Source organism: Pseudanabaena mucicola FACHB-723 (assembly GCF_014696385.1).
Classification (GTDB): Bacteria; Cyanobacteriota; Cyanobacteriia; order Pseudanabaenales; family Pseudanabaenaceae; genus Pseudanabaena.
The window spans coordinates 1-15,379 of sequence record NZ_JACJQB010000043.1; the positions used below are offsets into that span (position 1 = coordinate 1).

Annotated in this window: 11 protein-coding genes; 9 read left to right on the top strand and 2 right to left on the bottom strand. The window is 43.4% G+C overall.

The window, feature by feature from the left end:
* Positions 1 to 349: 349 nt before the first annotated feature.
* From H6F41_RS15585 to H6F41_RS15605, 5 genes are all read left to right on the top strand, one after another.
* Complete coding sequence (locus H6F41_RS15585) at positions 350 to 1,243, top strand: FAD-binding oxidoreductase (protein ID WP_190404392.1); 894 nt, start codon at positions 350 to 352, stop codon at positions 1,241 to 1,243.
* Between the two features lie 156 nt (positions 1,244 to 1,399).
* The gene (locus H6F41_RS15590; RefSeq protein WP_322095932.1) at positions 1,400 to 2,710 is read left to right on the top strand and encodes a sensor histidine kinase; all 1,311 of its coding nucleotides are present in this window, start codon (positions 1,400 to 1,402) and stop codon (positions 2,708 to 2,710) included.
* A 19-nt stretch (positions 2,711 to 2,729) separates the two neighbouring features.
* Positions 2,730 to 3,722, top strand: coding sequence for a pentapeptide repeat-containing protein (locus H6F41_RS15595; protein WP_190404393.1), 993 nt, complete (start codon positions 2,730 to 2,732; stop codon positions 3,720 to 3,722).
* A 177-nt stretch (positions 3,723 to 3,899) separates the two neighbouring features.
* Positions 3,900 to 4,664 carry a hypothetical protein gene (locus tag H6F41_RS15600; RefSeq protein ID WP_190404394.1) on the top strand — a complete coding sequence of 255 codons (765 nt, stop codon included), beginning with the start codon at positions 3,900 to 3,902 and terminating at the stop codon, positions 4,662 to 4,664.
* A 131-nt stretch (positions 4,665 to 4,795) separates the two neighbouring features.
* The gene (locus H6F41_RS15605) at positions 4,796 to 6,148 is read left to right on the top strand and encodes a four-carbon acid sugar kinase family protein (RefSeq protein WP_190404395.1); all 1,353 of its coding nucleotides are present in this window, start codon (positions 4,796 to 4,798) and stop codon (positions 6,146 to 6,148) included.
* Between the two features lie 50 nt (positions 6,149 to 6,198).
* Here H6F41_RS15605 and H6F41_RS15610 read toward each other — a convergent pair whose 3' ends face one another.
* Positions 6,199 to 6,783 carry a pentapeptide repeat-containing protein gene (locus H6F41_RS15610; protein ID WP_190404396.1) on the bottom strand — a complete coding sequence of 195 codons (585 nt, stop codon included), beginning with the start codon at positions 6,781 to 6,783 and terminating at the stop codon, positions 6,199 to 6,201.
* 650 nt (positions 6,784 to 7,433) lie between these two features.
* On the opposite strand from H6F41_RS15610, the gene H6F41_RS15615 reads away from it, so the two are divergent.
* From H6F41_RS15615 to H6F41_RS15625, 3 genes are all read left to right on the top strand, one after another.
* Positions 7,434 to 7,853: an Npun_F0494 family protein gene (locus H6F41_RS15615; protein WP_190404397.1), complete on the top strand. Its 420-nt coding sequence runs from the start codon at positions 7,434 to 7,436 to the stop codon at positions 7,851 to 7,853.
* A gap of 175 nt (positions 7,854 to 8,028) precedes the next feature.
* Positions 8,029 to 9,726, top strand: coding sequence for a hypothetical protein (locus H6F41_RS15620; protein WP_190404398.1), 1,698 nt, complete (start codon positions 8,029 to 8,031; stop codon positions 9,724 to 9,726).
* Between the two features lie 193 nt (positions 9,727 to 9,919).
* The gene (locus H6F41_RS15625; RefSeq protein WP_190404399.1) at positions 9,920 to 11,263 is read left to right on the top strand and encodes a PhoH family protein; all 1,344 of its coding nucleotides are present in this window, start codon (positions 9,920 to 9,922) and stop codon (positions 11,261 to 11,263) included.
* Positions 11,264 to 11,384: 121 nt separating this feature from the next.
* Here the strand turns inward: H6F41_RS15625 and H6F41_RS15630 are convergent, their stop codons facing one another.
* Positions 11,385 to 13,559: a glutamine synthetase III family protein gene (locus tag H6F41_RS15630; protein ID WP_190404400.1), complete on the bottom strand. Its 2,175-nt coding sequence runs from the start codon at positions 13,557 to 13,559 to the stop codon at positions 11,385 to 11,387.
* A 166-nt stretch (positions 13,560 to 13,725) separates the two neighbouring features.
* On the opposite strand from H6F41_RS15630, the gene H6F41_RS15635 reads away from it, so the two are divergent.
* Complete coding sequence (locus H6F41_RS15635) at positions 13,726 to 15,375, top strand: Hsp70 family protein (RefSeq protein WP_190404401.1); 1,650 nt, start codon at positions 13,726 to 13,728, stop codon at positions 15,373 to 15,375.
* Positions 15,376 to 15,379: the final 4 nt, after the last annotated feature.

A 15,379-nucleotide genomic window follows, 5' to 3' on the forward strand; every position in this document is an offset into this window, starting at 1 on the left:
AAAGTAGCCTCCTCTAGACTCTTAAAACTTGATTGGTAACCCTAATGAGATGCGGCGTTCCAGATACTTTTTGCCTCTACTACGAACTAGTAGTTTGTAGCAAGTACCTTAAGTTGATAATTTGTAGCAATTGTATCGATAATAACATAGACAAGCTGCCCCAAAGCTGCTATGTGCAAAGTCTTGAAAAGATCTTAAACGTGCCTATCCCAGCCCCTACGCAAATATTAATAAATATGTAATGTTTGCCCCACCAAAGAGATCTTTACATTACAGAATACCGACAAGTCGCATTTGAAAATATAATGACTTCGTGTTCTTCTGTCATATATCGTCCATATAAGTTCTCATGAGTGAAAATTCAGATAAGGATATTCCAGTTAATATCTACCGCCCTGCAAATCCATTTACGGCAAAATGCATCTCCAACGATGTGTTGGTTAGAGCCGGTGCTGCTGGCGACACCCGTCATGTAAAGTTTGATATTTCTGGAGGGGATCTTCGTTACTTAGAAGGTCAAAGTATTGGAGTGATCCCTCCAGGTGAAGATAAGAATGGCAAACCCAACAAACTGCGCCTCTACTCGATTGCGTCAACTCGCCTTGGTGACGATCTAGATTCTAAAACTCTGTCACTGAGCGTCAAGCGTTTAGAGTATCAAAATGAAGCAGGAGAAACCGTTAAAGGTGTTTGCTCAAACTTTTTGACCGACCTCAAGCCTGGTGATGAAGTTAAGCTAACTGGCCCCGTTGGCAAGGAAATGTTACTGCCCGATGATCCTAATGCCACGATCATCATGATCGCCACAGGTACAGGTATTGCCCCGTTCCGTGCATTCCTATGGCGCATGTTTAAAGAACAGCATCCCGATTATCAATTCAAGGGTTTGGCTTGGCTCTTCTTTGGTGTTCCCACCGATTCCACTGTTTTATACAAGCCAGATCTAGAATGGTTGGCATATAAGCACAAACGTCACTTCCGTTACGATGTCGCTATTAGCCGTGAGCAGAAAAATGCTCAAGGTGAAAAGATGTACATCCAAAATCGGATGGCTGAGTATGCCGATGAGCTTTGGGAACTACTGCAAAAGCCAACTACTCACACCTATATGTGTGGTCTTCGCGGTATGGAAGATGGCATTGCTGAATTCATGACCAAGACAGCAGCTAAGAGTGACATTGTTTGGAAAGACTTTGAGAAACAAATGAAGCGTGACGGTCGTTGGCACGTTGAAACTTACTAGTTCAGTAATGTAATAACGTTGTAGTTTTTACTAGTAGAGGTAGCTTTTAGATTACTAAAGGCTACCTCTACTAGTAAATAGCTCACGCAGCTTGTGCCACCCAATACGTGGAAGACACAATATAATCATCAGAAAGATAAAATAAAGGTATTTAAAGTGCAGTTGCTCTGGTTGCTTGTCGGAATTAGTATTGGCGCGATCGCAACCAGCGCTTGTTGGTTTAGCTGGAGTTATGCCAAAAAGAGACGTAGCCGTAAATTTAGAACGCGATCGCAAAACCTGCTGAAAGGCAAATCGATCCATAGCCTGAAATCTTGGGCAAAAAGTATTCAACGCATCAGTCAAGACAATCTTGAACAATTTGCGATCGACAAGCCTATTGATGATTTATGGCAAGCAAAAATCGTAGAAGCTGCTCCCATTGGCTATATTCAAGTTGATCAAGACAATCGCCTCATCGTCTGCAATCAACGTGCTGCCACGATGATGGGGATTAGCAATCATCAACAGGGAATGATCCGTAAACCCTTTTTGCTACAACTGATTCGTTCCTATGAGCTAGATTCATTGGTGGAAGAAACGCGATCGCAAAAGTTAAGTTCTCAAGTTGATTGGGTATTTCACCCTGCGATTCCCGATCCTGTTGATCCAATCCCCCAACTAGGTAGACCAATTCGGGCTTTTAGTCTTTATCTAGAAAAGGGACAAGTAGGAATTTTTTTGGAAGATCGACAGGAAGCGGTGGCAATCACTCAACAACGTGATCGCTGGACATCAGATATTGCCCATGAACTGAAAACCCCCCTCACTTCGATCCGTCTAGTTGCTGAAACCATCGAATCTCGCGTTGAACCCAGTGCCAAAATTTGGGTTGAGCGGCTATTGGGAGAAATTGAACGAATTACCAAACTTGTACAGGATTTACTCGAACTAGGACAAATGGATGTGGGGATAGCACCTGTCATTCATATGCAAGAAGTGAGTCTTTCATCTATATTGCAATCGGTCTGGGCAACCCTTGAGCCAATGGCAAAACGAAAACAGGTCGCGCTCCAATATATCGGTGATCCAAAACTAACATGGCAACTCGATGAATCACGTATGTATCGATTATTGCTGAATTTATTAGACAACAGTATCAAGCACAGTCCTGCACTTCAGTCGATTACAATCAAAACTAGCGTGGTAGACTCAGGCTTACAAATAGAAACCATTGATGCGGGAGAGGGATTCCCCGAAGAATCTTTACCACATATATTTGATCGTTTCTATCAAATCGATCCTTCGCGTACAAGATCAGGTATCGATCGAGGGGGCAGTGGATTAGGGCTGGCGATCGCACAGCAAATTGTGACCTTACACAATGGCAAGATCTCGGCTCACAACCATCCTGAGACTGGCGGCGCATGGATTAAAATCATTTTGCCAAAACCAAGTCTTAATGCAGTTCAATCTCTAAAATCTTAAGTATTTCCCAACAAAATTAATGAGTGCCGAAAAACTTATCAAAGATTATGCTTCTGGGCGACGTGACTTTGCCAACTCATCCCTATCCAATGCCAATTTATTTAACAGTGATCTGATTGGCATCAATTTAAGTAAAGCGGATCTGCGGCGGGCTAATCTTGTTTTTGCCTATCTCAATAAGGTCACCTTTAATCATGCGAATTTGGCAGCCGCCAAGATGGGGGGCGCAATCCTCAATCAAGCAATCATGATGAATGCCAACCTCACGGAAGTGGATTTACATGGAGCCATGATGCAGCGAGCAAACTTGTTTGGGGCAAATCTATCACTGGCAAACTTGATGGATGCCAACTTAAGTGAAGCAGATCTACGCAGTGTCAATCTCCGTGGTGCAAATATGCGATGTGCAATTTTGAGTGCGGCTCTCATGCGTGAAGAGCGCGGATATCCACCCACAACCATGCATGGAGCGAATTTACGCAAGGCAGACCTACGGGGGGCAAACTTGAGCGGGGCAGATCTCTCAGGGGTAGATTTACAGGGAGCAAATCTCTGTGAGGCAACTCTCTCAAGGGTTAATCTACAGGGTGCAAATCTGAGTGGGGTCATTGCTAACGGCGCAATTTTTACAGAAGCTAATCTCAGCCGCGCCAATCTGACCGAAGCTAATTTTAAAAATGCCAATATGATCAAGGCAGAGCTAACCAATGCGAATATTTCCCTCTCAAATTTATTTGGAGCGAACCTGAGCAAAGCCAATTTGAGTATGGCCAATTTGAGTCATTCCAGCTTAATTCAGGCGGTGCTGACGGGTAGTGATTTATCGCGATCGCAATTAGACAATGCCAATCTTAGTCAAGCTAGCCTTGTTGATGCCTACCTCGTCAGAGCCAACCTTGACCACGCTGACCTCACCAATGCCGTCTTAACCAGAGCTGAAATGACTGGAATCAGTATGGTGGGGACAGTCTTGACAGGTGCAACCATGCCCGATGGGAAAGCGCATCGTTAATTTAAAGCTCTTAAAAATTTAAAGCTCTCAACAAGCCGACAAATGCATAACCTATAAATATCGTTGCATTTTTAGGATAGCCATAGTAGCCACCTCAAAGGCAGTTACTATCAGTCTTGACTTAGACTGCCTTAATCAATCAATATGACATTGAGCATTGCCGCGTCTAACAAAAATATGGAAGATTCCAATCTTCTAGAGGAAGTTATCGATAGCCTAGAGCAAGACAGCAATGTACTTCGCATCAAACGACTAATCCTCTTTACCTGTCATAACATTTGGTCAAATGATGGCAACGAAATTAAATCGTTGTCCATGCATCAACTTATTCGCGAATTGATGCTAGCTTTTCCTGACTTAAAGCTGCTCAAACAAAAGTTGAGTAACCACATCAAGCAACTTAGCAAACAATCAGAATATTTACTCGCAGCAGACAGCATCATCGATAGCATTGGCTTTCTGTATACATTACGAGATGAAGGAAAACTTCCTAAACATTTTTTAGAGGGAATCGCTACCCCAGAAATATTAGATATATCTACAGAAACCACAGAAATTGATGTTCATCAAATGGCTGTTGAGCCGTCACAACTGGAAATTTACGAAGGTAATACTCAGGACACAATCCCCCACAAGCATAATCTCAAATACCTAACCAACCTCTTCGACCTTCGTGCCGATATTTGTCGCAATATCAGTCCGCTTCATGTCAAAATTTTGTTGTTTTCCAGCTTGCACTATAGTTTCAGTCCACAGGAGCGCGACTGGTCAGCACTTTATGCCTATGATATCGATGATTTAATTCAGGCAATTTTTTTGGCTCACCCAACCCTTGAAGAGCTACAAAGAACACTAGCCTCGGTGAGTGAAACCCTTGATCAGCCTGAAGAATCTAAACGGGCATCTCAAGAAATCATCCAAGCTCTAAGACCATTCTATTAAGCTTTACAGTCTCTTAAGATTGTTTCCCCGCCTTCGGCAGGGAAACAATCATCCGTGCTTCGCTTGGTTGAAAAACGCTAAAATAACCTCGCGATTGTTATACTCATTTGACAAACGCTATCTAAAAAGCAATGGCAGCTAATTCATCTCTTCCCCTAAAAAAACAGCCCAAAATCGTTGTTCTTGATGACGATCCGACAGGCTCGCAAACTGTTCATAGCTGCCTATTGTTGACGAAATGGGATGTAGAAACTTTGCGAACTGGATTGGCGGATGCTTCGCCGATCATGTTTGTACTTACCAATACACGATCGCTAACACCTGAAGATGCCACCAATGTGACCCGTGAAGTGTGCCGCAATCTCAAACCTGCTCTTGCAGCCGAAGGCATTCAAGATTTTATGATCGTGAGTCGCTCTGACTCGACATTGCGTGGACATTATCCTATTGAGACAGATGCGATCGCAGAGGAATTAGGTAATTTTGACGCGCATTTCCTCGTGCCAGCATTTTTTGAAGGTGGTCGCTTTACCAAATCGAGCGTGCATTATTTAGTAGTTAATGGCACACCCACCCCAGTTCATGAGACTGAATTTGCCAAGGACTCAGTATTTGGATACACCCATAGCTATCTACCTGATTATGTTGAAGAAAAAACTAAGGGCAGGATTCCTACAACAAAGGTAGAAAGGTTCCTGTTGAGTGATATTCGGGCGGGCAGTCGTCAGCGCTTAGCAAGATTACACGATAATCAATGTGCGGTTGTGGATGCTGAAAACCAAGCCGACCTAAATCAATTTGCCTCCGATGTTTTAAATGTTGCTGCAACAGGGAAGAGATTTTTATTCCGTAGTGCCGCTAGTTTACTGACAGCTTTAGCAAAGTTGCCACCCCAGCCCATTGCGGCTGAGGAAATGTCGAAATATATGCGATCGCATAAAGCTGGTGTGGCGATCGTTGGTTCCCATGTCAAAAAAACGACAGAGCAGTTGGAGCATTTACTCCAAGCGCCCCAGACTTTTCCTGTAGAAATTGATGTCTCTAGGCTTTTAACTAATCCTGAAACTGAGTCGGAAAAGCTCAAACAAGAGGCTTTAGAAAAGGTCTATCAAGCCCATGCCGCAGGACAAACAGCAGTTGTGTTTACCAGCCGTAAGGAGTTAGAGTTTCCCGATATTGCTACTCGGCTTGCCTTTGGTCAATCGGTTTCCGCCTTATTGATGGCAATTGTCCAAGGATTGCCCACCGATATTGGGTTCTTAATTAGTAAGGGGGGGATTACCTCTAATGATGTTCTGAGTACAGGACTAGAACTACATACAGCAAGGCTCTTAGGGCAAATTCTCGCTGGTTGCTCAGTGGTGCGTACCCCTGAAGATCATCCTCGGTTTCCCGATTTACCCGTGGTGCTATTCCCCGGAAATGTTGGTGATGCCAATGCACTGGCAACTGTTTATAGCAGACTGGCGATCGGTATCGAATAGCTTTTTTCTAAAAATAGAGTTGCGGCGCGAAGCGCCGCAACTCTATTTACTTAATAAATTGCATTATTCATACTAGTTCCATCTAATAGGGCATATTCAAAACTGCTATTTAGCAAATTTGCATAGTCTAGATTTGCTTCTGTTAAGTCAGTATGTTCAAGATTTGCCGAGTCTAGATTACAGCCGTAGCAATTAGCTCCTGTAAGATCTGCACCTCGAAGGTCGGCAAATTCTAAATCAGCATTAACTAGATTCGCTCCTCTGAGGTTCGCATTTTGTAAATTTGCGTGCCTCAAAACTGCCCCACTCAGATCAGATCCCCCTAGGTTAGCTCTGTTTAGATTGGCATGACTCAAATCTGCCCTAGTTAAATTTGTAAAACTCAAGGTTGATTGTTCTAGATTTGCTTCGCGCAGATCGGCTTCACTCAAATCTGTAAGGTCAAGATCAGCATTACGCAGATCGGAACTAGTCAGGCTAATTGCCGATAACTTACAGCAAGATAGCTTTAGCCCTGAAAAATTTTCTGAATCAAAATCCTTGCGCCCCATCTCATACATCTTTTTTAATGCCATTCCCATTGCTAGGGCATTGGTTGTAGGAGAGTGTTGGGCTTTAGAATTTTGAGTAAACATCTTGGCGCTCGCTTTCCATTTTGATCATCAGGATTGCTTGTACAGCAATTAAAGCAACTATAGGTCGCTCAAAGTTGATTGCACTTCACCCTATTGGAGTGGAGTGCAATATATAAAGTTTGTTTACAACAAATTAGCAAATATAATTTTCTGGAACTCATTAGTTAAATTTCACACCTCTGTCCAGCACTCCCGTACCATATGTAGATTGCAAGATTTTTAGGTTATTTAAAACTAAGCTAGAATAGAAGCAATAAGCATTACTAAATACATGTTTATTGTTGCTGTATATTTGCAATTTTATTTGCAATGGAGAAAATAATGTCTAAGGAACAGAAAGGCAACAAAGAGGCTAAAAAGCCGAAAAAAGATCCTTCCGAGAAAAAAGAGAAGAAAGATCCTAAAAGATATAATTAACACTGGTTCTCTTTAGTCAACAATCTAAACAATTCGTATTTTTTTAAGTGCTTTATGTTCTTTTAAAAATCCAGAAAAATTTTTAGAAGAGCGTCTCTGTCGTACTCTTAAAAATTTTTCTGAACTACTTTAAAACTCAACAGGCTATATCTCAAAAGGTTAATGCTGGCTTAGCTTTGCACTGCTAATATTTTCTTGAATATGTCAAAATCTTAGAGAGCATTAAAATTGCTATGCAAGCTGAAAGTATCGATAAAAGTGACGGCAAAAGTTTAGCTACTTTTGAACCCCATATATTGCAAAGGGCAGAGCGAGCTTTACGATGTTCCCCATTTACAGTGAAATTATTTGCGGATATGGCAAAAGAGGGGGTCAATTTGCGAGCGATCGCAGGTGAAGAGGGCATCAAAAATCAATATTTACTCTACTTTGCTAATCTGATCACTACCGAAAATTCTTTATTGTGGCTCATTCAGGTGGGAGTCTTACGTCGGGAAGTAGATGGACAGGGGATTACTGATAGTTTTCGTCTGACACCTCTTGGGCATTTTTTATTAGAGCAATGTCGATCGCAGTCTCGATTTGCGATCGCAAGTTTTAGCGATCATCTCCAAAATTTCTGGGCAAAGATCCAAATATCACGATTTTTGTAAATTTGTGTGAATTTTAGATCGAGAGAACAGAAAAAGATCGGAACAAAAAAGGCATAAATTCGTCTGATGCGGATATGCCTAAGCATTAGCAATGAGATGCAACGCGATTTGCGTTGCATCTCATTTGGTTATCACTGCTAATCTACGCTTCATCTTTAACTGGGAATACATCGCGATGAACATTTTCCGTAAGCATTTTTATCATCAATTGGGTAAAAACATCCAAAAAGCTTCTGTTTCTCTTTTGGCTGTAACCATTAGTACCACGCCTTTTTTACCCGTACTTGATGCCATCGCCGCGCCATCTAGCCCCCAGATAATCGCTCAAGTCCCTCAGAGCTGGCAAACAGGGGTACAGCTCCTCCGCTTGATCGACAACTCTGGCAATCTTTCTAGCATCGGCATTTTACTAGATATTGCCGATAAGCCTGCAACCACCTATGCCAACGCCGTCTATCAACTCTATGTGCGTCGTGGTGGCGAATGGCGCGAAGTTTATACCAATTCAGGCGCGAGATTGATTTCCAAAGGTGTGGGGAGACAGGCTTCTTTTGTGGAAGTAATTTCTCTAAGTAAATTGAGTGAGCGGATTTCCCTTGATGATATTTACAATGGCGATCTCAGAGCCGTTACGAGTGTTCGTTACGATCTTCCCAATGGCGTAAAAGATGCCAGTTTTGCGATCGAAGCAGTTAGGTCTTTTTCTTCAATTGTTACAACTAGAGTTGCTGACGTGGAAGCTGGCAGAATTATTGCGGTTAACTCCAATATCTCTTCTACCAATAGCTCTAGCAATACCAACACAAATACTTCAACAGTCTTTTCTGATGATGATCTAGGGATTACGACATCCCAAGGTACACAATCTAATCAGACTAACCAAAATAGTCAGGTTGTACAGACCACAAATGTCCAGACTACAAATGTGCAAACCACAAATGTCCAGACAAATCAGTCGGTAAAACCGATGAAACCGATTATTGTCTCGACAAGAGATGATGATGACGATGAGGATGATTACTATGAGGGCGATGATGATGAGCGTAATAATCGCCGCAATAACCGCAGAGATCGCAAAGATCAAGATGGTGTAGAGCTATCAAGAGTTAATCCCCATCGCGGACACTTTAGCCTTGCTGTTTTGCAAAGTCAGCCACGTTTCTCTCAAGTAATTGCCCGTATTTCTCTCAAGTCAAAGCGTCCTAAAGGTTTTGTCAGAGAGCGTTTTGTTGGTGATTACCGCTTTAACATCAATGAGCGGGCTACTTTTATTCGGGGACTCAATCCTGGCGATCGATTGATTGTGCGTTTATTTGACTTGAATAACCGTCCCCTAGGCTACAGCGAAGTCCAACTGCTCAAGGATTTCTCCACCATTAGTCTGATTTTGCCTAGCGATCCATCTGCCTACGGCACATTAAGAACTGTTTCAGGTATTGATTCTCGTCGTATTGGCAAGATTGATCGCAATGTCAGGGTCTATGATTACTTCACTCAGCTTCAAACTACCGATCGCAATGTGCGGGTCTATGATCCTAACTCTCCGACCCCCAGTTACGTTACCCTAACGCAAACAGTGGTTAGATTCCTCACCACATCGCAAGGTATCCCGATTAATTTATTTAATGTTGCAGGGCTACCTCCTGTTTCCAATCAATTTACCTATACCAATGCTTTTGCAAAGGGAAATCAAGCCCTGATCAATCGCACAATCAATGTATTTACCAGAGATATGCCTCCCGCAATGCAAGTTCTGCCCGGACAGCTATCAACGGTAATTGCAGTGACAAACTCAACCACGACCTTTGATGTCGTCCGCAAGATGCTCGATTATCGCGACTTACGTCCAAACGGCATTCCAACTCTATTCTAAATTTTAGAATGGCAAACAAAAGGGTATGCGGCACAGTGTGCCGCATACCCTTTTGTTTGTTAAATATCTAGCGTTAAGCATTGTAGCAATCGTTACATTAATAATCACGAAGGTGTCAAGATTAAAATTACTGGGATCATCGGCGGTGTAAAGCATCGTCTATGGTTACTTCGCTTACTTAAAGTTTAAAGACATGAAAAAGATTTTTGTCCTTGATACCAATGTCTTGCTCTATGATCCAACGGCAATGAAACGTTTTGAGGACAATGAAGTTGTCCTGCCAATGACGATTATTGAAGAACTCGACCGTTTTAAAAAGCAACCTGAAATGATTGGTCGCAATGCAAGACAGGTTTCGAGATCCTTAGATGAATTGCGTGGTCAGGGAAATATTATTCAAGGGATTCCACTCGACAATGGTGGTTCATTACGGGTAGCACTTTGCGATCGCGAAACCTTAAAAACCTTACCCGTTGAGTTGGAAGGGGATCGCAATGACAACACAATTTTGGCGGTTGCCCTCGAACTCAAACGCAATTGCCACTGTCGTGTTGTCATGGTCAGCAAAGACACCAACCTTCGCATCAAAGCCGATGCATTAGGGCTGGATGCTCAAGATTATGAAACCAATAAAGTCGATATTTCAGAACTTTACACAGGTATTACCGAATTAACCGTTGATGCAGCTCAAATCGATCAACTTTTCAAACAGGATGCGATCATCATTGATGGAGAATTGTGTCCTAACCAAGCGGTAATGTTGGTTGATCAGTTTAACCCGTCCCATACTGCCCTTGCGATCGCAAAAAGCACTCACCAAAATACAACTAAATTAGTTGCGATCAATAAATTTGCGAATACGGGGGTTTTAGGCATCAATGCTCGCAATCGCGAACAAAAATTTGCCCTTGATCTGCTTTTAAATGACGAAATACCTTTGGTCACACTGGTGGGCAAAGCGGGGACAGGCAAAACTCTACTTGCGATCGCAGTGGGTTTACATAAGGTTGCCGATGAGCGCGTGTATACCAGACTTTTGATTTCGCGTCCCGTCATTCCCATGGGCAAGGATATCGGTTTTTTGCCGGGAGATATCAAGGAAAAGCTCACGCCTTGGATGCAGCCAATTTACGATAATTTCGATTTAATCTTTGGTAATCAAGCACCTAAAGAAAAACGCAGTGTTCATAGTCATACGCGACGGGGGCATGAAGATTTAATGGAGAGGGGATTACTTCAAATTGAGCCACTAACTTATATTCGTGGGCGCACCATTCCTCAGCAATTTTTGATCGTTGACGAAGCTCAAAACCTGACCCCCCATGAGGTAAAAACGATCCTCACCCGTGCTGGAGAAGGCACAAAAGTTGTTCTCACAGGCGATCCTGAACAGATCGATAATCCCTATATCGATGCTGCTAGCAATGGTCTAACCTATGTTGTCGAAAGATTCAAAAATGATCCTTTAGCGGGGCATATCACCCTGAGTAAAGGTGAGCGTTCTAAGCTTGCTGAACGATCTACAGAGCTACTCTAAACACAAAAGCGATGTCAATAACCTAGTTGTTGACATCGCTTTTAGCATTCAAAAATTGCAATTAAAGCCCAGAGCTAAAACCTGTGGCGCAGCATGCGCCACAGGTTTTAGGTTTAGTTACTTACTTGATGAACAGCATTTCTTGGTAAGTTGGCAATGGCCATAGGTCATCAGCCAATTCACCCTCTAGGGTATCAACATAGGTACGGGTTGTATCCATCAAAGGACGGATGGTGTGGGAGATGAACTGCATATGTTCTTCAGGAGAGGCAAAATCATGCTGCCCTAGCGCATCGGTAAGCTTGCTGGCACAATCCATCATCGACTTGGTAAGAGATGAAACCTTCTCAAGGGTTTCCTTATCAAAGTCCATGCCCATTTCCTTAAGGCTAAGAGCTGTATTTGACAGATCAGCTAGGTAGCGAGTTGCTGCAGGATAGATCATGGTCTTGACCATGCTTACAACTAGCTTAGCCTCCACCTCAATCGAGAGAATATATTGCTCAGCGTAAGTTTCAAAGCGGCTAGCTAACTCAACAGGAGATAAAACGCCGAGCTTACTGAACAATTCTTCAACTTCTGGCTCCTTCAGGACAGGCAAAGCATCAGCAGTGGTGCGAAGGTTGCGTAAGCCACGTTGTTCAACAGCTTCCTTGTGCCACTCTTCAGAGTAACCATTGCCATTGAAGATGATCGCGCCATGCAATTCCATGACTTGCTTCAGCACCGTCGCAATGGCATCGTTTAATCCCAAACCTTTGGCAATTTCGGCTTCAAGCTGATCGCCTACCCAGTTTAGCGAGTCCGCCAAGATGGAATTCATCGCCACCAGAGGACCAGATACAGATTGATTAGAACCAACAGCACGGAACTCAAAACGGTTGCCTGTAAAAGCAAAAGGCGAAGTACGGTTGCGATCGCCGGGGTCGGTTGGCAATACGGGCAAGGTGTCTACACCAATGTGCATCTGACCTTTACCAGTCGAACTCTTTAGATCGCCTTGGCGAATTTGCTCAAATACATCCTCAAGCTGTGACCCCAAGTAAACCGAGATAATTGCAGGAGGAGCTTCGTTCGCACCTAAACGGTGGTCATTACCAGCAGTTGCTACAACGGAGCGCAACAAAGGGCCATATTTGTGAATACCGCGAATAACCGCACCACAGAACACTAGGAACTGTGCGTTGGAGTGAGGGGTATCGCCGGGATCGAGCAAGTTACCTTGAGTGGCGTTACCAACAGACCAGTTAACGTGCTTACCAGAACCGTTAATACCAGCGAAGGGTTTTTCGTGGAGTAAGCAAACAAATCCATGCTTCTTCGCAGTAAAGCGCAGCATGGTCATGATCATTTGTTGGTGATCGGTTGCCACGTTTGCTGCTTCAAATACAGGGGCAATTTCAAACTGTCCAGGAGCTACTTCGTTGTGACGAGTCTTCGCAGGAATACCGAGGCGATATAGACGCTCTTCAACATCTTGCATGAATACTTGGACGCGCTCTGGGATTGCGCCAAAGTAATGGTCATCAAATTGCTGCCCCTTAGCCGATGGTCTACCAAAAAGTGTGCGACCTGCCAGTAACAAGTCAGGACGGGCATTAGCAAAATTAGCATCAACCAAGAAATATTCTTGCTCAGCACCACAACTAGAGTTAACAGGGGCAATATCTTTTTCGCCCAAGATTTTTAGAACTCTGGTGGCAGCCTTATTCATTGCCGCATTAGAACGGAGGATAGGAGTCTTTTTGTCTAGAGCTTCTCCAGTCCAAGATACGAAAACCGTAGGAATACAGAGGGTGGAACCATTGTCGGTTTCCATGATGTATGCAGGGCTGGTTACATCCCATGCTGTGTAGCCGCGTGCCTCAAAGGTGGAGCGGATACCACCATTGGGGAAAGAAGAACCATCAGGTTCACCCTGAACTAATAATTTGCCTGCAAATTCGGAAATTGCTGAACCATCACTCTGTACTGAAATAAAGCCATCATGCTTTTCGGCGGTTGCATTGGTCAGAGGATAAAAGACGTGGGCGTAATACAATGCGCCTTTAGAAATTGCCCAATCCTTCATTGCCAATGCGATCGCATCAGCTACTGAGATATCAAGAGGCTCACCAGTCTGAATTGTTTTCTTGATCGACTTGAAGACTGTCTTAGGTAGACACTCTTGCATTTTACTCAGAGTAAACACATCGGTTGCCCACATCTCCTCCAACCGCTTTGGAGCCTTCTTTGGCTGGGGTTCGCGATTGGTGATCTGATAAATAGCTTGAATGCGCGACTCGTTTCCGCTCATGGTTGTTTTAGAGATTATTGTCAGGTTTTTACAATGATACTCAAGATATATTTATCAAATAGATAAAAAAGATACCGATTGGATCGCACTTGATTGGTATAAACGCGCACAAAAAATTATGAGTTACAGATTGTCTGTTTATTTTTAGTTATTGGTAAGGATAATTATGGGCGCGATCGCTATTGACTTTGGTAGTAGCAACACTGTGATTGCGCGATGGAATATTGCCGCGAATCAACCTGAAACCATGATTTTTGGCAACCTCAGTCGTCCTGCACCGTTAAATGCACTTGTGCCATCGTTGGTATATGTGCAGAACGCCCACTTAGAAATAGTCGAAATTGGTCAGCGCGTCATCGATACAGGCAAAGACCGTTCTCAGCCAAGATTATTTAGTCACATCAAGCGGCGAATGTTGGCAAATGTGAATTACATTCCTAACCTTGACGGAGTCAAAGTTTCTCCAGAGTGGTTAGGTAAGCAATTTTTACGGAAATTGGCACAGGAATTGAGATCGCAACAAATCTTTCCCTCCGAGATTATTTTGACTGCGCCTGTGCAAGCCTACGAAAAATATTTGCGTTGGCTCGAAGAATCTAGCAATGATATTTTTGCGCCCAATTTACCAACCTTAGCCACGCCGCAGATGCGCCTGCTCGATGAACCAACGGCCGCCGCTTTAGGTTATGCCGCCATTACACCCAGCGCTTTGGTCTTGGTCATTGACTTTGGTGGGGGTACGTTAGACCTGTCGTTAGTACGCTTGCCAAGGAGCGAAAATATTACGCAATGGGGAACGCGCATTGGCATCAGTTCCGATCAATATCTCGCAAATCAAGCTGAAGTCATCGCCAAAACGGGATATACGATTGGTGGTGAAGATGTCGATCATTGGTTAGTCCAAGACTATTGGCAAAGTCACGATGATCTTAATGGCAAGCTCAATGCACAGCATCCTGAGCAAGAATCAAGTCATAGTATTCTCAGATTGTTGATGGAACGGATCAAAATTAAACTTTCTGAGTCAGAAATAGCCTCAGAAATATTCTTTGACCCACAACTGCAAACTGCGATCGCAATTGAATATAGCCGCCAACAATTAGAAAAATTATTAGATCGCAAAGGTTTTTATCAACTCCTCAAATCTGCGATCGACGAGTTGGTCAATCGGGCTTTTAACAAGGGCATTCTCAAAGGTGACATCAAAACTATCCTTTTAGTTGGTGGTTGTACGCTGATTCCATCGGTACGAACCTTTATCGAAAACTATTTTCAAATGGGCAAGGTTTATAGTCATAAGCCCTTTGAAGCAGTTGCCCATGGTGCATTGATGCTCAGCCAAGGGGCAATACTTCAAGATTATCTTTTCCATTCCTATGCCATCCGTTACTGGGATCGCCTGACTGCCCAATGGAAATATCAACCACTATTTCGGCGTGGGCAGGTTTATCCCACCCAACGCCCTGTCGAGCTATTACTAAGGGCAACGCACCCTAATCAGACCGAAATTGCCCTGACCATTGGCGAGCTAGAAAGCCGTCCCGCAGGCGGCGCAGAAATTAGCTTTGATGGAGATCGCATTGTGATGCACTTCGAACAAAAGGCTCAAGAAACTTTTCGACCTTTACAAACAGATATTTATGGGGAAGGGATTCCCCAAGCCCTAGCAACCCTCGATCCGCTCGGTCAACCTGACCATGATCGCCTCAAGGTTTTATTTGACATTAGCGAAAATCGCGAACTATTAGTCACAGCGATCGATTTACTCACGCAGCAAAAACTGCTGGATGATTATCCTGTGGCTAAGTTACGGTAAATAA

Excerpts from the sequence above, each read along its gene's own strand:
- H6F41_RS15625 (WP_190404399.1), top strand. The coding sequence starts at position 9,920 with ATGAAAAAGATTTTTGTCCTTGATACCAATGTCTTGCTCTATGATCCA.
- H6F41_RS15595 (WP_190404393.1), top strand. The coding sequence starts at position 2,730 with ATGAGTGCCGAAAAACTTATCAAAGATTATGCTTCTGGGCGACGTGAC.
- H6F41_RS15610 (WP_190404396.1), bottom strand. The coding sequence starts at position 6,783 with ATGTTTACTCAAAATTCTAAAGCCCAACACTCTCCTACAACCAATGCC.
- H6F41_RS15635 (WP_190404401.1), top strand. The coding sequence starts at position 13,726 with ATGGGCGCGATCGCTATTGACTTTGGTAGTAGCAACACTGTGATTGCG.
- H6F41_RS15615 (WP_190404397.1), top strand. The coding sequence starts at position 7,434 with ATGCAAGCTGAAAGTATCGATAAAAGTGACGGCAAAAGTTTAGCTACT.
- H6F41_RS15620 (WP_190404398.1), top strand. The coding sequence starts at position 8,029 with ATGAACATTTTCCGTAAGCATTTTTATCATCAATTGGGTAAAAACATC.
- H6F41_RS15630 (WP_190404400.1), bottom strand. The coding sequence starts at position 13,559 with ATGAGCGGAAACGAGTCGCGCATTCAAGCTATTTATCAGATCACCAAT.
- H6F41_RS15585 (WP_190404392.1), top strand. The coding sequence starts at position 350 with ATGAGTGAAAATTCAGATAAGGATATTCCAGTTAATATCTACCGCCCT.
- H6F41_RS15600 (WP_190404394.1), top strand. The coding sequence starts at position 3,900 with ATGGAAGATTCCAATCTTCTAGAGGAAGTTATCGATAGCCTAGAGCAA.
- H6F41_RS15605 (WP_190404395.1), top strand. The coding sequence starts at position 4,796 with ATGGCAGCTAATTCATCTCTTCCCCTAAAAAAACAGCCCAAAATCGTT.